Origin of the sequence: Shewanella sp. FJAT-52076 (assembly GCF_019457455.1) — a bacterium.
In the GTDB taxonomy this organism is placed as follows: domain Bacteria; phylum Pseudomonadota; class Gammaproteobacteria; order Enterobacterales; family Shewanellaceae; genus Shewanella; species Shewanella zhangzhouensis.
Window position 1 is genome coordinate 3,455,464 of the sequence record NZ_CP080415.1, and the last position, 20,649, is coordinate 3,476,112.

General features: G+C 54.1%; 18 protein-coding genes and 1 riboswitch. Of the genes, 9 read left to right on the forward strand and 9 right to left on the reverse strand.

What is annotated here, in order from left to right:
* Positions 1-4: 4 nt before the first annotated feature.
* Both K0H79_RS15260 and K0H79_RS15265 read right to left on the reverse strand, forming a co-directional pair.
* On the reverse strand, positions 5-733 hold the full coding sequence (locus tag K0H79_RS15260) for an RES family NAD+ phosphorylase (RefSeq protein ID WP_220076379.1): 729 nt from the start codon (positions 731-733) through the stop codon (positions 5-7).
* Complete coding sequence (locus K0H79_RS15265) at positions 734-1,096, reverse strand: MbcA/ParS/Xre antitoxin family protein (RefSeq protein ID WP_220065552.1); 363 nt, start codon at positions 1,094-1,096, stop codon at positions 734-736.
* A 242-nt stretch (positions 1,097-1,338) separates the two neighbouring features.
* Here K0H79_RS15265 and nfsB point away from each other — a divergent pair, with 242 nt between their 5' ends.
* The 6 genes from nfsB to K0H79_RS15295 all read left to right on the forward strand — a co-directional run bounded on the left by nfsB (position 1,339) and on the right by K0H79_RS15295 (position 6,905).
* Positions 1,339-1,992 (forward strand): oxygen-insensitive NAD(P)H nitroreductase, encoded by a 654-nt coding sequence (gene nfsB, locus K0H79_RS15270; RefSeq protein ID WP_220076380.1) that lies wholly within the window; start codon positions 1,339-1,341, stop codon positions 1,990-1,992.
* Positions 1,993-2,131: 139 nt separating this feature from the next.
* Entirely contained in the window at positions 2,132-2,782 is a 651-nt protein-coding gene (locus K0H79_RS15275; RefSeq protein WP_220065554.1) for a DNA-J related domain-containing protein, read from the forward strand.
* Positions 2,783-2,941: 159 nt separating this feature from the next.
* Positions 2,942-3,688 (forward strand): thiol:disulfide interchange protein DsbA/DsbL, encoded by a 747-nt coding sequence (locus K0H79_RS15280; protein WP_220076381.1) that lies wholly within the window; start codon positions 2,942-2,944, stop codon positions 3,686-3,688.
* 437 nt (positions 3,689-4,125) lie between these two features.
* On the forward strand, positions 4,126-5,463 hold the full coding sequence (locus K0H79_RS15285) for a Na+/H+ antiporter NhaC family protein (RefSeq protein ID WP_220076382.1): 1,338 nt from the start codon (positions 4,126-4,128) through the stop codon (positions 5,461-5,463).
* Between the two features lie 30 nt (positions 5,464-5,493).
* Positions 5,494-6,186, forward strand: coding sequence for a hypothetical protein (locus K0H79_RS15290; protein ID WP_220065557.1), 693 nt, complete (start codon positions 5,494-5,496; stop codon positions 6,184-6,186).
* Complete coding sequence (locus K0H79_RS15295; protein ID WP_220076383.1) at positions 6,183-6,905, forward strand: pseudouridine synthase; 723 nt, start codon at positions 6,183-6,185, stop codon at positions 6,903-6,905. The genes K0H79_RS15290 and K0H79_RS15295 overlap by 4 nt, the downstream gene beginning before the upstream one ends.
* A gap of 87 nt (positions 6,906-6,992) precedes the next feature.
* Here K0H79_RS15295 and K0H79_RS15300 read toward each other — a convergent pair whose 3' ends face one another.
* Entirely contained in the window at positions 6,993-9,149 is a 2,157-nt protein-coding gene (locus K0H79_RS15300) for a S46 family peptidase (RefSeq protein ID WP_220076384.1), read from the reverse strand.
* Positions 9,150-9,349: 200 nt separating this feature from the next.
* Positions 9,350-10,537: an amino acid permease gene (locus K0H79_RS15305; RefSeq protein ID WP_220065560.1), complete on the reverse strand. Its 1,188-nt coding sequence runs from the start codon at positions 10,535-10,537 to the stop codon at positions 9,350-9,352.
* Positions 10,538-10,835: 298 nt separating this feature from the next.
* Positions 10,836-10,924: riboswitch (yybP-ykoY riboswitch) on the forward strand.
* Positions 10,925-11,014: 90 nt separating this feature from the next.
* Here K0H79_RS15305 and K0H79_RS15310 point away from each other — a divergent pair.
* A complete protein-coding gene (locus K0H79_RS15310) occupies positions 11,015-11,575 on the forward strand; it encodes a TMEM165/GDT1 family protein (RefSeq protein ID WP_203324866.1) in 561 nt (186 codons plus the stop codon).
* Positions 11,576-11,687: 112 nt separating this feature from the next.
* On the opposite strand, the gene katB is transcribed toward K0H79_RS15310, so the two are convergent.
* The 4 genes from katB to exeM form a co-directional block, all read right to left on the reverse strand.
* Positions 11,688-13,154, reverse strand: coding sequence for a catalase KatB (katB, locus tag K0H79_RS15315; RefSeq protein WP_220076385.1), 1,467 nt, complete (start codon positions 13,152-13,154; stop codon positions 11,688-11,690).
* A 246-nt stretch (positions 13,155-13,400) separates the two neighbouring features.
* Positions 13,401-13,640, reverse strand: coding sequence for a YgjV family protein (locus K0H79_RS15320; protein WP_220065563.1), 240 nt, complete (start codon positions 13,638-13,640; stop codon positions 13,401-13,403).
* A gap of 41 nt (positions 13,641-13,681) precedes the next feature.
* Positions 13,682-14,119, reverse strand: coding sequence for a PaaI family thioesterase (locus tag K0H79_RS15325; RefSeq protein WP_220065564.1), 438 nt, complete (start codon positions 14,117-14,119; stop codon positions 13,682-13,684).
* Positions 14,120-14,267: 148 nt separating this feature from the next.
* Positions 14,268-16,865, reverse strand: coding sequence for an extracellular exonuclease ExeM (gene exeM / locus K0H79_RS15330; protein WP_220076386.1), 2,598 nt, complete (start codon positions 16,863-16,865; stop codon positions 14,268-14,270).
* Positions 16,866-17,646: 781 nt separating this feature from the next.
* Between exeM and K0H79_RS15335 the strand changes: the two genes are divergently transcribed.
* Both K0H79_RS15335 and K0H79_RS15340 read left to right on the forward strand, forming a co-directional pair.
* Positions 17,647-18,081, forward strand: coding sequence for a curlin (locus tag K0H79_RS15335; protein WP_220076387.1), 435 nt, complete (start codon positions 17,647-17,649; stop codon positions 18,079-18,081).
* A 13-nt stretch (positions 18,082-18,094) separates the two neighbouring features.
* A complete protein-coding gene (locus K0H79_RS15340; protein WP_220076388.1) occupies positions 18,095-19,597 on the forward strand; it encodes a curlin in 1,503 nt (500 codons plus the stop codon).
* 97 nt (positions 19,598-19,694) lie between these two features.
* On the opposite strand, the gene K0H79_RS15345 is transcribed toward K0H79_RS15340, so the two are convergent.
* The gene (locus tag K0H79_RS15345) at positions 19,695-20,360 is read right to left on the reverse strand and encodes a response regulator transcription factor (protein ID WP_220076389.1); all 666 of its coding nucleotides are present in this window, start codon (positions 20,358-20,360) and stop codon (positions 19,695-19,697) included.
* Between the last annotated feature and the right edge of the window lie 289 nt (positions 20,361-20,649).

The window sequence follows — 20,649 nt, forward strand, 5'->3', positions numbered from 1 at the left end:
GGATTCAGGCGGGACGCGGCAGGCGTCCTTCGCGAAAAAATGCTTCCACTTCATAGTATCGCGGCATATTCCCCCGGCCGCGTTCGGTAAAAGCGAGTCTGGCAGGCTCCAGCTGACAAATCCAGTAGCTCTGGTCCAAAGGTGCGGACGCCATCACACCCGGATCAGCCACCGCCAGGTTAACCCCTCCCGGTTCACGGGCCGAATAGCTGCGAATCAGCTGGCAGTCACGCTCAAGCAATTGCTGCCCCAGCGCCTGGGTAAAGCGGTAATCTTCGCCGTGGGTCAGCTGTCGTTGCAGGGTGTCATCGGCAATTCGGGTGAGGTCGGCGCAGCGCTTTGCACTGAGCAATACCCTGAACATCATGTGCTCCGAGTGCAGCACCCCCTGATAAGGCACAACCATGTCCTGCAGGAAAACAAAGCGGTAATAGGCCACTTCGGTCAGACAGGTTTGCACCGACTCACTGCCATAAAAAAAGCTTGGCATCAGGCGGGTGCCAAAACGCGAGCCGTGCCTTAAAGGCGGATAACGAAAAGGGGTTTTCAGCAGATAGTGCAAATGGGCTGTGCCCTCCCGGTAAGGGGGTTTGGCACCATCCAGCAGGCTTTCCAGCAGCATTTGCTCGTCAAAATTATCCACCAGGCTCAGGGTAGCCGCCTCTTCCTGAGACTCCACCAACCGGTAGCAGCTGCCCTCATAGGGCACTTCGGGGATTGAAAGTAAGTCCATTTACACCTTGCCACGCATGGCATCGAGGTATTGATTCACACTGACCAGGCCCACCACAGACTTGACCAGCTCCCGGGGTATGCCCCCAAGTGCATGGTTGGGGCTGTTGAGCCAGTGGCGCATAAAGTCCTGCTGCCCACCGGCCAAGGCATACAGCGAGCGGTACAAACGCACCAGCTGCAACTGCAACTCCCCTTGTTTTGACTCGGGTTTAAAGCCATTGGCAGCATTGCGGCTCAGGGTACTGGGGTTGACCCCTATGATATGGCTGGCTTCAGCATTGGTCAGTTCCAGCGCCTGGCAGGCATTGGTAAAGGCCTTGAATAAGACCCCGGATGCTGTGGGTTTGGCTATGGCAGACATAGTGGGCGCTCCTGACGGTCACTGAAGATATTTTAGCCAACAGATGAGCGCGTTTGCAAATAAAAGACAAGATACGTGCATTTGCAATCAGCCAAGTCTGATATACCCAAATCATTCATGGATAAAAATCCGGTTATATTCAAAATATTTTTGAAACTATAGTCAGCCAAAGCCGATTGTTTTTACGGTGTGCGCCAGTAGAATGCCAGCCATATCCCCCAGCATTTTTCGCGGAGAATCCCATGCAGGAATTAAGTTTGCTTGTGCAAAAGCGTCACACCAGCAAGGCGTTTGACCCATCCCGGACTATCAGCCCGGAGCAGATTGCCGAACTCAAAACCCTGTTGCAATTTGCCCCTTCGTCCACCAACTCGCAGCCATGGCACTTTGTGTTGACCTCCACTGCCGAAGGCAAGGCGACCATAGCCAAGTCCACCGAGCAGTTTGCCTTCAACACCCCCAAAATCCTCAATGCTTCCCATGTGGTGGTGCTCTGCACCAAGACCCAGATGGATGAGGATCACCTGCGCAAAGTTTTGGCTCAGGAAAAGGCCGATGGCCGTTTCGCCAGCGATGAAGCCATGCAAAATCAACACAATGGCCGCTCGTTCTTCGTCAATATGCACAGATACGAGCTCAAAGACGCTCAGCACTGGATGGAAAAGCAAGTGTATCTGGCGTTGGGGACCCTGCTGTTGGGCGCAGCGGCGCTGGAAATCGATGCCTGCCCCATTGAGGGGTTTGATGCCACAGCCCTGAATAAGGAGCTTGGCCTTAGAGAGCAAGGCCTGTGCGCCTCTGTCATTGTGGCCCTGGGCTACCGCTCCGGCGATGATTTCAACGCGGGACTGCCCAAGTCACGCCTGCCCCAGGCTGACATCTTTACTGAGATCTGACATCAAGCCCTGATGCCCGTCGCCCCGGCATATTCCTGTCCTGCCGGGGCAACTTCTTTGCTCATAATTAATTCGCATTTGTCATCCTGTCACCCTGTGGCATAGTGGTTTGAGTCACAATTCAGGATGAATCGCGCCTATGCTGCTGCCACCGCTGGTTCCGTTAATCGATAACAATACAACCGAAGTATCAGCCCACAAAGGCGACAACCCCCTCATCTGGCCCCTGCTGAGTTTGCTGCAAAAGTCAGTTCAGGGATGGAAAGTCCACCACCTCGCCAGCGAACTCCAATCCCAGGGATTAATGCACGACCTGGACCCCGCCCCGGAAAAAGACCTCTTTAAACGCAATTTTCTCCTGATGAATGCCCTGTTTGAACTGCAGGACATGCTGCTGCCCAATCAGTGGGTGCAAACCCAGGCCATGGATATTCGTATTCTGCGTCTCATCCCAAGCGACATCGACCTTATTCAGCATCAGGAAGCCGGGCTGAAGAGCTATTACCTCGACTGGGGCAATTACGACACCAGTACCAATGTGGTGCGCGAGATGCTTGAGTCTTTCTGGACCAGCTACAAGGACTACATCGGCATCAATGGCCGGGTGATGCACCTGACCCAGGCACTGCGGGTATTCGAACTCGATGCCAGCGCCAGTGACAGAGACATTCGCCGTCAATGGCGCAAACTGGCGCTGAAATGGCACCCCGACAGACAGGGCGGCGATGCTGCGCGATTCAGGGAAGTGTGTGAGGCCTGGCAGGCGCTCAGGGTGCGGGAGTCGGCCTAGTCACCATCAAGCCATGCCAATTCGTTGAAGTTAAGGACAGATCACAGTTACACACGGGCTTTTGCCCCGGGATTCAGAGATAATTAAGCCTTTCCTTTCAAACTGTTTTACCTGAACTTTTCAGTTTGAAACTTAAAACGCCTGATACCCGGAGCCATTATGCACAAACGTCTGACGCTGGCAGCCACCCTGGCCGCCCTGCCATTTTGCGGCTTTGCCGCCGATTTTGTCGAAGGCAAACACTATGTCCAGGTCTCTGACCAGGCCCCCAGCAAGTCCCCCAAGGTGACTGAATTTTTCTCTTTCTACTGCCATAACTGCTTCAATATGGAAGTCATGTACCTGCCGGCCATCAAGCAAGGGCTGAAGGACGGTATCAGCTTTGACACCAAGCACGTGGACTTTATGAACAGCGACATAGGCACCGAAGTAATGCGCGCGCTGGCCGTTATCCACGGCAGTGACAAACAAGGCGAGCTGACCCATGCCATGTTCGCCGCTATTCAGGGCGCCGAGGGTGGTCAGGGCCACCATGACCACAGCGCTCCCGGCCATTCCCACGAGCCTGAAATCAACAGCCGCGACGACATCAAAGCCGTGTTCGCCAAGTTTGGCATCGACGGTGCGGCCTACGACAAACTGGCCGACAGCAAGGAAACCGATGCCAAGCTGGCGCTGTGGCGTGAGCAGCAGCAAGCCTTTGAAGTGCAGTCGGTCCCAAGCTTTGTGGTAAACGATAAGTATCGGGTGAACCTGCAGGAAATCCGTACCCTGGAAGAACTCAGCGCCCTGATTAATTATCTGGCCACCGAAAAAGATGCCGCCGAAGACAAGGGTGGCAGCCTGGGTTGGGCGGTTCTTGCCATGCTGGCACTGGCCGCCATCGGCCGCAGACGCCTGGTGTAAGCCTGCCTGCAGCTTGGTTCACAGCGCCGAATTAAGCTCAGGCGCTGACGCTCCAGCCAAGCCTTGAGCCCAGGTCCCGGCCAAAGCTGAACCTGAACCTGAACCTGAGCAAAGCCCGGACTGAACAGAGCCCCGCCCATGCGGGGCTTTTTATTGACCTCTGTTCCGGATAACCCCACCTTGCCCAGCGCATATTGGCCAGGATTCAGCCAGGCTTTGGCATTCTGTGCCCCATTCATCTCCCCCTTTAACCGCCGCGTTACAATTTATAAATAGAAGTAAAACCATCTAGACGTCTAAATTGACAGATGGCTGGCTATCTCATATTCTTTCGCCTAAGTTGTCGGGAGATGAAGCCGTAACGACACAAATATTCAGCGAAATCGCGGTGATGCAGGAAGAACCCGCCGTTTCGCCCCCGATAAAGAGAGATAACCTTGAATCAATCCCCAGACACTCAGGGCAATGCAAGTGCTGCTTCATTCGTTGCCCTGCTGCCACTGTTTCTGTTTTTGGCGCTCTTCATTGGCGCCGGTGTGTACTTCACCAGTCAGGGCGTGGACTTTGCCTTCTATCAGTTGCCCAGTGTTGTGGCCATTCTGCCCGCCATAGTGCTGGCGTTGCTGCTGTCAAAGCAGAAGCTGAATCAGGCCATAGACACCTTTATCGGCGGTATTGGCCACAGCAACATCATTGCCATGTGCTTGATTTACTTGCTGGCTGGCGCCTTCGCCTCGGTGGCCAAGGCCACAGGTGGCGTGGATGCCACTGTCGCCCTCGGCCTGTCACTCATTCCGTCTGATCTGCTGCTGCCGGGCTTTTTCGTGATTGCGGCCTTTATTGCCACCGCCATGGGCACCTCCATGGGCACCATAGCTGCGGTCGCACCCATTGCTCTGGGTGTTTCCCAGGAAGCCGATATTTCGCTGCCGCTGATGGCCGGTGCCATCATTTCCGGCGCCCTCTTCGGTGACAACCTGTCTATCATTTCCGACACCACCATTGCCGCTACCCGCACCCAGGGCTGCAACATGAAAGACAAGTTCCGTGAGAACCTGATTTTTGCGCTGCCTGCGTCACTCATCACCCTGCTGGCCTTTACCCTGGCCGGTCAGGGCGAAGCCAATGTGGCGCCGCAGTCGGTGGACATCGTCAAGGTGCTGCCTTATCTGTGCATCCTGTTTTTGGCGGTCGCCGGGCTGAACGTGTTTGTGGTGCTGGGTATCGGCATTCTGCTGGCCGGTTTGGTGGGCATGTTCACCACCGACTACAATTGGGTCAGCTTCAGCAAAGATATTTACGCCGGTTTTGGCAACATGCAGGAAATCTTTATCCTGTCGATGTTGGTGGGTGGCCTGGCTGCGCTGATGCAGCAGCAGGGTGGCCTTGCCTTTGTCAGCCGCTTTATCGAAGGACTGATTGCCCGTTTCTCCAAGGCGAAGGGCGAAGCTTCGTGCCGCGCCGCCGAATTGGGTATGGCAGGCATAGTGTCCCTGACCAATGCCTGCGTGGCCAACAACACAGTATCCATTGTGATAAGCGGTGATATCGCCCGGGATCTCGCCCAGAAGCATGGCGTCAGCGCCAAGCGCAGTGCCAGCGTGCTCGACATCTTTTCCTGTATTGTTCAAGGACTTATACCGTACGGCGCCCAGGCGCTTTTGATTGGGGCAACCTTTGCCATTACCCCCCTGGAGGCAGTATCCTATGCTTGGTACTGCATGATATTGGCGCTGGTAGCCGTTCTGATTGTGACGTTCAGAAAACGTCACTGAGGAACCGGAGACTGCTACCCGGGAAAACCTATGACAACCAAAGACAGAAACGACTATGGACAATTTGATCCCCACCGACTGGTGTTTCATATGTCCATTGGCGGGGTGATGATTTGCGCCTTCGGTGCGGCCGTCTCCATTATGTCTGTGCTGGGTACCCTTGGGTGGCAGGTAATCAATCTGCGCATCGATCGTCTGGGGGACTACCTGAGCTCCCCTCTGGCCTACGTCTACAACATTTGTCTGCTGTTTGCCGGTGCCAGTTTTATGATTGCCATGCTGGGCCTCTTCAGCATGCGCTATAACAATTTCAGCCGCTATATTGCCATCATTGGTGGCTGCACCGGCCTTGGCATCATGCTGCTGGGCATTTATCCCTATAACGACCCCGACTCCCACCGACTGGCAGCGCTGGTATTTGTGAATTCCAGTCTGGCCATGTTTGTGCTGCTGATATTTACCCGCCGCAATAATCAGGAACTGTGCAGCCTACCCATGTTCTTTGTGGCCCTTGTTGGGCTGGCCTCGAGCATTGGTTTACTGGCTCAGATTGACCCTGACACCCTGGATTACCTGCCCTGCGGTCCGCTGGAACAATTCTGTCCGTTGGCCATGACCATGTGGATACACACTTCAGCCACCATGCTGGCCGGTGTCGGCCTGGCGCTGATGGCCCGCTCCCTTATCCATCAGGCGCTGGAAGAGCGCCGCCTCAAACCTTGAGTGACAGCACCTTAACCAAAGGCACTCGCCTGTGTAAATACCTCGCCGAGGCAGGCGTGGCCTCACGGCGCGGCGCATCGCGCCTGATTGAAGCCGGCAGGGTCTGTATTGATGGGCAACAAGCCTCCCACAGCGATAGGGTACTTGGCGCAAGCCTGGTGACCCTCGATGGCGAGCCCCTGTGTCCCGCTCAGGCCAAGGCGTACTTCCTTTACCACAAACCCGTTGGCATCGACTGTCGCCTGCGCGCGGAAGATCCCCACAGCCTGATTCATCTGCTACCCACCGGTTTGCGACTGTTCCCTGCAGGGCGACTGGATAAAGACTCCCGTGGCCTCCTGCTGCTGACCAATGACGGCGAGCTGACACAGCGCCTGATGCACCCTGACTTTCACCATCAAAAAAGCTATCTGGTTACCCTGAATAAAGCGCCAGGCTCCGATGACATTGCGGCCATTGCGGCGGGTTTTGATTACGGTGAAGGCCCTACCCGCCCCTGCCGGATTGAACCCCAGGATGCTTTAAGCGTGAGGATGTGGCTCACCCAAGGCAAGAAGCGCCAAATCCGTCGCCTGTGGAAGGCACGGGGCTACCTTGTGGTGGATTTACTGCGGGAGTCTATTCAAACCCTGACACTGGGCGAGCTTGGTGAAGGACAGATGAGAGCGCTCAATGAGACAGAGCGTCTCGCACTCCTGACTGCACTGGACCCGAAATGATGACAACGCTGGACCAAAGCTGATTAAAGATGTTGCAGCATAAAAAAACGGGGCCATCAGGCCCCGTTTGTATTCAGTCACAGACTGTTATTCAACGATTTCCATCTCGGCCAGCAGGTTGTCTGCATTGTCGAGGTACTTCATCACCCACAGCATATAACGGCTGTCGACGTGGATGGAGCGGTTGATGTTGTCGTCGTAGTTCCAGTCACCGATGATGCTCTCGTACACGCCATCAAACAGCAGACCCACCAGTTCCGCGCGGCCGTTCAGGGTTGGCGAACCCGAGTTGCCACCTGTGGTGTCCACGGTGGACAGGAAGTTAACCGGTACAGAGTCGATGTCTTTCACGTAGAAATCACCGTACTGCTTGGCTTCAATCAGCTCCAGCTGCTTCTTGGGGGCGTCGAACGGGTCAACGCCTGTGTCTTTCTGGGTGATACCTTCAAGACGGGTAAATGGCACGGCATAGAGGCCATCTTTTGGCGAGTAACCCTTCACGTTGCCGTAGGTCACACGCAGGCTTGAGTTGGCATCGGCATAAACCGGCTTACCCAGCTCGTTGTTGTAGGCGATGATGGCTTCCATATAGGCAGGACGCACCTTCATCAGTTCACCACCCAGCTCCTTCTGGGCCTTTTCACGAGCCATGGAGGTGTCAAAGGTGGCAACAGCCAACTGAATGAATGGGTCTTTGCTGGCTTTGAAGTCATCAACTGACTTGTCCATCCAGGCCATACGCACGTCTTTGTTACCGATTTCGGTTTTGTCGTACATCTTGTCGAGCTGCTTCTTGAGCTTCTTCTCGTCAAACTTTTTGCCAATACCGAAGAAGGCATCGATGTCGGCACGGCGCTTGTCAGCAGGCAGTGCGGCGTAGCGCTTGAGCATCTCAAACAGCACAACCTTGTCGACACTGGCATCGTAACGACGGTCAATACGCTCAAGACCGGCGGTAAAGCGGGTCATATCGCGGTCCTGGAAGCCTGGCTCACGCTCCATGTCCGGCAGCTGCTTTTCATGGGCCAGACGATACAGGCGCGCCGCAGTGCTCATAGGGGTGGAGTAACTCATGTAACCGAGGATCAGATCCAGCTCCTGGGTCTTGTTACCTTCGGTAACCAGACGCTCGAGGTCGGCCAGGGTTTGACCATACTTGGCCTGACGCTTGGCATCGGCCTTGATCCAGTTGGCAAGCTCAGCTTCACGGGCCTTGCGGTCTTCCAGCATGGTGGACTTACCGTAAAACTCGATCATGGAGGCGAAGTTTTTGGCGTAGTTGGCCAGGCTTGCCAGGGTGCTTTCGTACTTGATACGGGCATCGCTGCCTTCAGGCGCGCTGGTTTTGATGATGTCGATGATCTGTTCGCGCAGCTCACGGCTGGCCGGGTAGTTCCAGGTGAACTGGTTTTCGACTTCAGAGGCGGTGCGGTAGCGGTTGGTGCGGCCCGGATAGCCGGTTACCATCACAAAATCGCCATCCTTCAGACCCTTGGCAGAGACTTTCAGGAAGCTCTTGGGCTCGTAAGGCACGTTGTCCTTGGAGAAATCGGCCGGCTTGCCATCTTTACCCACGTAGGCGCGGTAGAAAGAGTAGTCACCGGTATGACGTGGCCACATCCAGTTGTCGATATCACCGCCGTATTTACCCACGCTGCCTGCTGGGTTATGCACCAGACGCACGTCGCGGATCTCCATCTGCTTGATGAGGTAATACTCGAGACCGCCGTGGAAGCTGTATACGTTACAGCGGTAGCCGTCTTCTTTTTCACACTCGGCAACCAGCGCTTTTTCTTTGGCTTCAACGCCCTTGTAGAAGGCATCACCCTTGAGGGAATCAAGACCTTCGTTTATCTGTGCGGTCACATTGGTCACAGACTCGGTCACGTAAACACGTGAACCCGGGGCGGCAGGCAGCTCTTCATCGAAGCTCTTGGCCAGGAAACCATCCGCCAGCAGATTCTTTTCGGCGGTGGAATTGTACTGGATAGAGCCATAGGCACAGTGATGGTTAGTGACCACCAAGCCTTTGGGAGAAACGAATGATGCGGTACAGCCGCCCAGGCTGATAACGGCATTCATCGGGAATTCGGTCAGTTTGGAGATGGACTCAGGGTCAATTTCCAATCCCTTGGCTTTCAACGTCTTGGCCAGTGCAGGAAGCTGATGTGGCTGCCACATACCTTCATCTGCCTGGGCACCGAAGGCGGCCGCGATGGCGGCAGTCAGTAACCATTTTTTCATTGTGTTATTCCATTGTTTATTGTGATGATGTCGAGCGCATTGCCGTGCCCAATTAGCCATTTAATCGAGTCATTGATGTTTGGTTTAAAACATCAATCACCCCAAAAGGCGGATACAAAAAAGCCGGGCGCGAAGACCCGACTTTATCACAGGGTTACAAGCTGTCACAGCCTTGGCAAACTTCCGTTACAAAAGGCTTTTTACAGTGCCACCCACAGCTGGGCAGCAATGATGGCTACCCCGGCAACACCAATCAGCGACAAGGCCAGCTTGCCACCACTGACCTGATAGCCATCCCGGTACTGGGCACGCTGATTCAGCGCCATGGCAATGGGCAGGAAAATTATCATAAACACCAGCGGAATGGCGGCAAAGCCCAGCACGGCCACAAAGCCTTCGGGCACAAAGAGCGCACACAGCAGCGGTGGTAAAAAGGTGATAACCCAGGTCTGCAAACGGCCACCGATACCGCCCTTGGAGCGGGTCATTTCAGCCAGAAAATCAAACAGACTCATGGTTACCCCAAGGAAGGAGGTCACCAGTGCCAAGTCGGCAAATACAGCAATGCTCTGGCCTACCACAGGGTGCGCCGCCAGCTCCTGAAGGGCGCTGATAAGCTTTGGCAGGGCGCCGTTAAAGGTGGCTATTTCATCGCCGCCGACCGTGCCCAGGGTCACCAGCAGCCACAGAATGTAACACACCAGTGGGATGGTCGAGCCAATCAGCAGCACCTTGCGCAGGTTAACCGCATCGCCATCGAGGTAGCGTACCAGGGTCGCGATACATACGTGGAAACCAAAGGAGGTAAAGACCACGGGGATGGCCGCCATCCAGGCATTGGCCGAGACCTTTTCAAAGGCATCGGCGGCAATGACCGAAGGGCGGATTTCAGGTAACAGGAAGCCCACCACCAGCACCAGCAGCACCACCATCAAGCTGAACAGTAAGCGGGAGAGCTTATCCACCCAGCTCACGCCCAGTGCGGCCACGCTGCCCAGCACCAGGGTAAAAATCAGTACCGCCAGCTGACCGTCGAGATTGATGGAAAACACCGACTCCATGCGGTGTACCAGCAAGGAGGAGCCGCCGGTCAGGTAGGCGGCAGTCAGGGCGTACAACAAACTCAGGAAAGAGGCCCCCTGGATAAGCTGGCCTTTTTTGCCCAGTGTCTTGCCGGTAATGGCGTGCACATTGTCACCCACGCCACTGCGCAGGTTAATTTCGAGCATCAGGAGGGAGGTATATGCCGAAATGGCCCACACGATCAGCAGCAATAACAGCGCGGGGATTACCCCAAGGGCGGCTGTCGCCAGCGGCAACGCCAACATGCCGGCCCCAATGGCGGTACCCGCCACAATGGCAATAGAGCCAAGTGTTTTCAAATTCACGGAACTGTCCTGTTCAAGTCTGATAAATCATTTGTAGTTATAGGTATGAGCCAATTTTTAGAACTGCCGAAAGGCCATCGCCTTGAGAGGACGCACCCGCTAAGGGGATTAACAGGCTTTCATAAAAAAACGACTGCAGCCGACATTAACAGAGCCACACAGGCTCGGCAAGGGCACCGCCTCTCAGTGTGCAGCATGGCAGCAAAAGCGCGCGAAACTGCTACCGCGCAGTAACAATTGTGTCTTGCAGCCCCTTGCCCGGATGCATTGTGCTGTTATAATGCCTGCCTCACTTTCGGGGGAGTAGCCAACCTGAGCCTGGCTCAGGGGTAAGCATCAACACACTTGGCCACATGCCATGGTGCTTACAGCAAACGCCAGTTTGCCCGGCAAGACCTGAGCGCGATAAGCCACAACTATGACTATGGGGTGGCGGGTTTATCGTGCTTGTCGGTCAGCCACCCCAGGAACGCAACCATGTTAGAAGCCTTTACCGCCTCCACCTTAACCGTGGCCATCGCCGAAATCGGCGACAAGACCCAACTGCTGGCACTGCTGCTCGCCGCCAGATTCAAAAACAAAACCGCCATCATCCTCGGCATTTTTATTGCCACCATAGCCAACCATTTTGCCGCCGCCTGGCTTGGCCAATGGGCAACAGACTTTGTCAGCCCGGATACCGCGCGATATCTGGTGGCACTGAGCTTCTTCGCCATTGCCCTGTGGGTATTGGTGCCGGACAAAGTAGAAGCCGAAGAAAGCAGCCTCTACCGCTTTGGCCCCTTCCTCGCGACCCTGGTGCTCTTTTTCATTGCCGAAATCGGTGATAAAACCCAGGTGGCAACCGTGGTGCTGTCGGCCCGCTACGATGATCTGTGGATGGTAGTCATGGGCACCACAGTGGGTATGCTGCTCGCCAATGTGCCTGTGGTGATTGCCGGGCATTTCAGTGCCGACAAACTGCCGATGACCTGGATACACAGAGGCACTGCCGTGCTGTTTGCCATCATGGGTATTGCCACCCTGCTGTGGCATTAATGGGCGGTTGCCCCCTGCTCTGACACTAAAAAAGCTAACAAGCATCTGCATAAAAGAAAAAGGGAAGCCATTGCTTCCCTTTTTTCAACTCAGGCGATTAACTCACATCGGCTCAGAGCGCGGCGCGAATACGCTGACCGTAGTCGGCATCCGCCTTATCGAAGTGGGCCAGCATACGCTGCTGCACCTCTTCTGTTACCTGGCGCAGGGTCGAGGCGATGGTCTCGGCAAGGCGATTCTTCTCCCCTTCACTGAACAGACGGTAAAGGTTACCGGCCTGGGTGTAGTCGTCCTTACCGTAGCGGCTGTAACGTGCGGCTTCACCTTCGAGGCGCAGTGGCGGCTCAACAAAGTGGCTGGCATCATTCAGCGCACCTGTCACTGTGCTTGGGCCATAGTTGGCACTGGCATCGCCACCGGTCTGGCTTTGATGGCCATTGTCACCATGATAGGGGCACTGAGTCCCGGCCATGGCGCCGCCACGCTGGTGATGGTTGGCCACAGTGGCGTGTGGGCAGTTCACCGGCAACTGGTTGTAGTTGGCACCAATGCGATAGCGCTGGGCGTCGGCATAGGCAAACAAACGGGCCTGCAGCATCTTGTCAGGTGAGGCGCCAACACCGGGCACCAGGTTACTGGGGGCCAGTGCCGCCTGCTCTACTTCGGCAAAGTAGTTTTGCGGCATGCGGTTAAGCTCCAGTACCCCAATCTCAATCAGCGGGTAGTCCTTGTGCGGCCATACCTTGGTCAAGTCGAACGGGTCGATGTGATAGGTGTTGGCATCGGCTTCCGGCATGATTTGCACGTTCACAGTCCAGCGGGGGAAATTACCATCCATGATGGCTACCATCAGATCCCGCTGGGAAGAGTCCGGATCTATGCCTTTAAGCTTATCGGCCTGCTCGTTGGTCAGGTTCACCACACCCTGCTGGGACTTGAAGTGGAACTTCACCCAGAAGCGCTCACCTTTGGCATTCCACAGGCTGAAGGTGTGAGAGCCATAACCGTGCATCTGACGATAGTTTGCCGGGATACCGCGGTCAGACATCAGCACTGTCACCTGATGCAGCGCTTCAGGGTTCAGTGACCAGAAATCCCACATGGCCTGAGGGTCTTTCAGGTTGGTCTGGGGGTTACGCTTCTGGGTATGGATGAAGTCCGGAAACTTGATACCATCACGCAGGAAGAAGGTTGGGGTGTTGTTGCCCACCACATCGTGGTTACCGCGCTTGGTGTAAAAGCGTACCGCAAAGCCACGGGGGTCGCGCTCAGCATCGGCAGAGCCCATTTCACCGCCCACGGTGGAGAAACGTACGAAGGTTTCGGTGACCTTGCCCTCGCCGATAAAGTGGTCGGCAATGGTGTACTCAGATAAGTCGCGGGTCAGGGTGAAGGTGCCGTAAGCGCCGGTGCCCTTGGCGTGTACCACACGCTCAGGGATACGCTCGCGGTTAAAGTGAGCCAGCTTTTCAATCAGTTGCCAGTCTTGCAACAGCACTGGGCCACGGCTGCCGGCGGTCAGGGAATTCTGGTCATCGGCGATGGGGGCGCCGTTTTGGCTGGTGATGTAATGACTCATCTGTGTTTCCTCTTATTTATCCGTTGATTTGGTTGCGGGCCCGGCACACCAGGCCTCTATCAGGTCAAAAATGGTGGCCATATTGGCTCCTTAAACTTAACGACCCAGTCGATGAGCAAAGACTACGGCAATCGACAAAACAGATAAAACGATTAAATCAGATGACTACAATCTGACATTTCGATGAATGATTCCCACCCCAATAAAAAACGCGGCCAGGGCCGCGTTTCAATCATGACATCAGGATCAGCTGTTGGGTTCAGGCTCCCGATAGAGCTTCACCAGATAGTAAGCATCTATCAGTACGATGAAAAAGTTAACCAGCGCCACCGGGTAAGCATCGATGGCCAAACCATAGGCCACGAATAGCGCCGCCCCCACCAGATTCCACCAACGCAGTTTTTTGATGTTGGCCATCATCAATGAAATGGCCACCACCACCGAGGCGAGATAGCCCACCCATTCCCAAATCGTTGCCGTCTCCATCGCAACTCCTCTGCAACTGTTTATGATGCCTATATTTTAGTTCAGCGTTCTACAACTGCCGCGGTCATCCGTGAAATGCAGGTCAATTCCCCTGCACCGTTGTGTATCAGAATTTCCCATACTGAACTGCGCTTACCCAGATGCACTGGCCTGGCAGTGGCCGTGAGTGTGCCATTGCGGGCTGCACGCAGGTGATTGGCGTTAATCTCCTGGCCCACGCAATAGTATTTCTCAAAATCCACTACAAAGTTGGCGGCATAGCTCGCCACGGTTTCGGCCAAAACCACATTGGCGCCACCATGCACTATGCCAAGGGGATTATGTACCGCCGGTGTGGCAGGCATAGTCGCCTTCATATAATCGTCGCCGATTTCGCTGATTTGGATCCCGAGGGTCTTCATCAGGGTGCCACGGCCATGCATGCCCTCATCCATTTTGGCGCAATCGTCCAGGGTGACGGGGCGAAACCAGATACTCATTCACTTCTCCCATTGTCTGTGATTGCGCCAGTGTACTTGCCACAGCCATGCAGGTAAACCAATGCCCAGCGGCATGAGCCGAAACAAAACCATTTGAAAGCACAATAAAAAAGGGGATGCATGCATCCCCTCTGGCGAGTTACTTAAATTAATGAGTACGGCGACGGCCAAGGCCAATCAGGGTTGCCAATGCCAGCAGCAGTCCGCCCATGGCACCACCGTCATCCTTTTTCTCTTCCACTTTATCGGGATAGCTCAGGGCCACAATCACAGGGTCGTGGTCTGAAGCCGAGAAGGCATTTTCGGATTTTTCCAGGCTGCCGGTAAACTTCTTACCGTATTCGAACAGGTTGGATTCCACCGAGTTGATGTGCCAGTCCTCGATATCCACCACCCGCTTGGCCAGGCTGTCGTTACCCAGGGCATGGTCGAGGTTACCCAGTTCACCGTTGTAGCTGTACGAGTAGGTATCGGCACCATGTACCTGAGTATTCAGGTTAATCAGGCCATAGCCCTTCTCTATCACGCTGCCTTCTTGCTCGTAGCTCTGACCGGCGAGCGTGGTGTAAGAAGCGGTTTTCACTTCACGGTTGGAGGTGGAGGCATCGTAATCGGTCAGCACACGCACAGGATCTTCCATGCCGTAAGCGTTCAGGTCGCCAATCACCAGCACATCGCCTTCGATGTCTTTCACGGCTTCACCAATCACCTTGGCAGCCGATACGCGGAACGCATTACACTTGCCCTGCAGATCGGCGGGATCGCGGCTTTCATCGAAATTGATCCAATCTTCCAGGCAGCCTGAACCCTTGGACTTGAGGTGGTTTACCACCACAGTCAGGTTTTCATCTTTTACCTTGAAGGTTTGACCCAGGCTGTGACGCTGATACTTGTCCTGCGCCGGGCTGGTTTCGACCGCGCCCTTGTTGTCACGGCTGGCCACGCCTTCCGGCGCATGCTGCTCAGGGGTTTCAATCACAAAAGCCGCACCTTCCGGGCTCACCTTGGCGGCGCGGTACAGCATGCCCACTGTGATGGCATCATTGCCGAAATACTTGCCGTCAGTCTTGTCGGCATCGGCAATCTCCACAAAGCTGTATGCGTTGTCGGCCGTTTGCTCGGCGTTCAGGGCGTCCAGCAGGTTCTGAATGGCACTCTTCTCACCAAAGCCGTTGTTGGCAATTTCCATCAGGCCCACGATGTCGGCGTTCATAGCGTTGATGGCATTCACAATCTTGGTGCGCTGCAGCAGCATTTCTTCTTCGGTCAGGGCGCCACGGTTAGAACCGGTTGGGTTGGCATCGCCGCCCACCACATCGTTGAAGAAGTTGAGCACGTTAAAGCTGGCCACACGGATATCGCCTTGCTCGGCTACAACCGGGGCGTCGGTGCGATCATTACCGCGAACAATATCGGCCGGGGTCAGGGTGTTGGTGGTCACCAGACGGTATTCGTTGTAGCTGTAGCTCACCATGCCTTCAAGGCCCTTGAGCTCATCGCCCACGCGGATATAACCGGTTTCGGCGTTAAAGTCAGGCAGGAATGGCACTACGCCGTCGGCAGCCTTGAAGTCAGACTCCACAAACAGCTCATTGCCACGGTTTTGCATCTCCAGGGCAATGGCTTCTTCACTCAGCGCTGGATGCACCTGAGTGGGCTTCATCAGCGGCGCCTTGTGGGACAGCATCAGGTTGTTGCGACGACCGGCATAGTCGTAGCTGAAAGTACGGCTGACTTTCATCTCGCTGCCGACATCCAGCACCACTTTCATGCCTTCGAAGCGTTCCAGCGCCTGCTCCAGGGTCTCGCCTTCGGTCACGGCAAAGGGTACGGCGCCGGGCACATCGCCCTTGGCGCCCACTTCAAACTTCTTGTCGGCTTTGATGTCGATTTGGGTCAGGCCGAAGTATTCCTTCACCTTACCCTGTACACAGACTTCCACCCCGGGCTGAATCGCTTCAGGGGCTGCTTCACCGAGGAATACAAAAATACCGTCGGAGGTCAGAGGAGAATTATCACCCTGCACATCCTGCAGGTAGAACCCCTTAAACAGACTCTCACCGCGGGCAGACACCACGCCACGCAGGGTCACTTCTGTATCGGATTCAAATTTGCCTTCCGGCACCAGTGGGCTCTTATCGCCACTGCCCTGAATGTCATAAATCGGGATCAGCGTGGCGCCGGCACAACTGAAGGCTGGCACTTCGGGTGCTGTTGCACCCTCGAGGCTGCCAAGGCCTGAGAAGTTGTCGATGGCCGAGGTTTCCCAGTCGGCTTCGTTATACACAGTCGCCGCGGCCAGCGCGCTGGTCTTACGGGCGATAGTGACGTTAAGACCCCAGTCTTTTGGGGTGGGAATGGCACCCACTACATCCACAATGGCGCCGTCTTTCATCAGGGCCACCGCATCGGTGCCGTTAAAGTAGAGATCGCCGGTCATGGTGTCTGTGCCCGCTGGCAGGGTGATGACAGCACTGGGATGAGTGATGACCTTGATGCCTTTGGCGGCCAGACTCTGACCATCGAGGGCCACCATGTTGGTGGGCGTGGTAGCGCCATCTTTATAGCGCACCAGAGAATAGCCGGTCAGATCAACGGCCGCATCACCGCTGTTGTAAAGCTCAATGGCTTTATTGTTGGAGCTGCCTTCTACATATTCGGTAATCATCACATCGGCATTTGCCAGCAATGGCATTGCCGCCGATACAGCCACGGCAATGGCTGTCAGCTTTTTAACATTTTCCATATTATCAACCCCGTTAATTATAATAATGACGTTATCTTTCGTTAACGCGGGCAGATTGTCCCAGAGTTAATACTCCAAAAGAAGGGGTTAGGTCACAGAACATGGAAGCTAAAGTATGGATATCTAAACACTTTAGTTAAAACCATCAGTTCCATAAAACGAATAAATACGGCGTGCTGATTAAAAAAACAAATAATAACAGACCGATAAAATAGAATTATTTCCGCCATCATAAGCGCTGAAAAGCGAATAGCGACGCAACAGAACACTGAATAATGAATTAATCAAGAATGATTAATTGCCGATATTTTACCCAATATTATTCAGTACTCCATTCCCAATAATCCGCAATGTACTTTGGCCAAGACAAATAAAAAAACGCGGCCATCATGGCCGCGTAAAACTACTGTTGCGTCTGCTCAGTTAAATACTGAACCGAAATATCCCACCAAGGTCATTACCGGCGGCAAGTTTCCGGATGAGAGATTTCAATATCACTTTCGATCAGCTTGGCTTAAATGCCCAGTACTGGTGTTGTTTTTTAGACTTATCTACTAGGCTGAAATAGCTAATACCTGCTGGTAAACGCATCCAAAAACAAATTTATAGCTTTATAAATCATGACATTAAACAAAAACACTTAGCAAAAAACACGATTCATTCCCTCCCATATAAATAGGCTTTCTTCCGATTGTGACTTAGGTCTCAGAACTTTAACTTGGTGCTGTATTTTTGCCGACCCATCGGCTTTGGAAGTTTACGCATCGCAAAGGAGTGTCGAGTGTCTTACTGCAAATCGCTGATTTTAAGCGCTTCCCTCCTGCTTTGCTGCCCCGCCGTGCTGGCTGAAACGCCAACACACCGGGTAGGCGACGAGATGTCGCTTTCCGTTCCGCTGCAAACTCTGCTGGAGTCCAGCGGACGGGATAACCTCATAGACCTGTTTCAGATGGGGGAGCAGAACGAGGCTATGGTTGCCCAGTTGGGCGACTTCAACAACCTTATCGTCACCCAAATCGGCGTTAGCAACCAGACTCTGGTATTTCAGCAGGGTTCTGACAATGAGGTGGATTTGTTTCAGGCAGGTTATCACAACAGCGCTGAGGTCACCCAGATAGGCGACAACAATCTGGTGCAGATCAAGCAGTTGGGCAGTGCGAATTTTTCTATTCAACAACTAGGCAATGGAGCTTCCATCGCCGTGACTCAATACTAACAGGGAGCGTCACATGAAATCACAAGCGAAGAAGTCACTCTTGGCTATGGCTATCACCGCGGGTATCGGCATGTCAGCACAGGTATTTGCCGCCGACAGCAGCGAAATCCACGTCAATCAGTCCGGCTATGCCAACGATACCACCGTGGAACAAACAGGTGTGCTGAACCTGGCGCGGGTTGATCAGCTCGGTGATGAAAACACCACCACTGTCACCCAGGAAGGTGTATGGAACGAAGCCTATATAGGTTCCGAAGGTAATCAGAACACTGTGTCTGTTAACCAATCCGATGACTGGCACATCGCCGGTGTGAGCCAAACCGGTGACAACAACGTAGACAATGTCACTCAAAGCGGTTTCTTTAACCAAAGTGAATCTGTGGTTGTTGGAACCAACAACCAAGTCGACGTGATGCAGGCTGGCGAGCTGAACGAAAGCAATGTAGAACTGACCGGCGACAGCAACAGTGCCTGGGTTGATCAGGACGGCAGCAGCAACTACGCCGTTTTCCGCGTACAAGGCAACGATAACGACGGTGAAATCACTCAGCTGGGCAACAATAACCAGGGTGGTCTGATTGCACTGGACTTCACTGCCAACGTTGGCAATAACAACGACGTCTCCATCTATCAGGAAGGTGACAACAACGTTGGTGGTGTGCGCGGTGTAGCTGGCGACAACAACGAAGTCACCATCGAGCAGGTTGGTAACGACAACGTGGGCTTTGTATACGCCCTGCAAGGCAGCGACAACGATCTGACCATGACCCAGGAAGGCGATCGCAACGTGGCCGTTTTGGAATTCACCACCGGTGACAACAACGACGTTGAAATCAACCAGCTTGGTACCCAAAACGCCATCGGTGACAGCCTGACAGCTGTGATTGAAGGCAGCAATAACATGATAGACATCGAGCAGGAAGGCTTCTCCAACAGTGCTCAGTTTGTCGTTCAAGGCGACGATAACGATGTGGATCTGGAGCAGGAAGGCGAACTGAACTATGCCGAGTTTGTTGCCGTGGGCAATGACAACACCCTGAACCTGAGCTCAGAAGGTAACAGCAACCAGCTGCTGGCCGGCGCCTTTGGCGAAGACAACAGCCTGGAAATCGCTCAGGAAGGTGATGCCAACTTCGCTTACAGCGTTGTATTTGGTAATGACAACGAGGTGGATATCGCTCAAATGGGCAATGACAACGAAGCCATTGTCACCATCGAAGGCAACAGCAACACCGACATCATCGGCACCCAGTCCGGCGACCTCAACGTACTGGACCTGCTGATCCAGGGCGATGAAAACCTGGCACAAATCACCCAAACCGGTAACGGCAACTGGGTAGGTGGCGATGAGGGTGCATTTGCCGTAGTCGGCGAAGGCAACAGCTTCATCGTGGCTCAAAGCGGCAACGACAACCTGGTAACCGGCTCTCAAATGGGCAGCAGCAACGTGATCAACGTGACTCAAGTGGGTAACGAAAACGTCGCCACTGTTATCCAGAACGGCGCGCCACGCTGATAACAGCCCCCCAATAAAAAAGGAGCCAGATGGCTCCTTTTTTATTTGTCTATTGATAACGCTGATACTCCATTGACCAGCGCCATCGACATTCTGTTTAACTGACCAAAGCGAAGTGACTCTGGTGAGACTGGGCCCAGCGCAGCAGCTCCACCCGGTTACGGGATTGGGTCTTGCGAAAAATAGACGAAATGTGCGCCTTCACGGTGTGCTCACTGATGCACAGGCGATCGGCAATTTCTTTATTTCTGGCACCACTGCCAACCAACTGGATAATGGTGCATTCCCTGCCGGTCAAAGATTGCAGCATCGCCATGGCGTCGGGTGATACATCGGAATTGGTGTCCAGTTTATTCACCAGTCGACGGAACATCTTGCTGATAAGCGGCCGGTCAAACCAGAGTTCGTCGGCTACCATCTTGCGAAGGCCTGTCAGCATCAAGTCCATGCGCTGATCGGCAAACAACAATCCCCGGATCCCAAGCAACAATGCGGCTTCCTGATCCAGAGAATTGCGTTCCACCTGATAAAGGGCGACGGGCACGTGGGGAATCAGTCGGCTGGCCAGCAGCGGAATGCCTTTATTATCCAGCGCCGCGCCTTTCTGGGCGATGAGATAAAACGCCTGCGGGTGTTTATCCAAGTCCAGCTCACCGACGTGTTTTACGATGCGGGTTTTTAACCCTATGGATTCTGCCAGGATGGCCAGATGACAGGGTGCAACCAATTGGTGCACAAAAATCAACTCATTTACCGTATTCAACCCTCTTTCTCCTTGTTGACCGCCGTCGTTCAAACTTCCATGTGCGGCTAAAAAAACGCCAGACTATTGAACAGGGATCCCCAATTTTGCTGACTCGGCCTTATAAAACCATAAGACGTAGGTATGAATCAAAGAATGATTCTCATTAAACAATGTACGGTAAAAGCGAGACCTGACGCGCTCCCCGCTGCCATGGGGCTTTCAGCCATGTGGGCCTTGTCGCCAAAAAACCATTAACAAATGTAAATACTCCATAATAAGTAGTTCAAGACATCCCAAACCCGGCCAA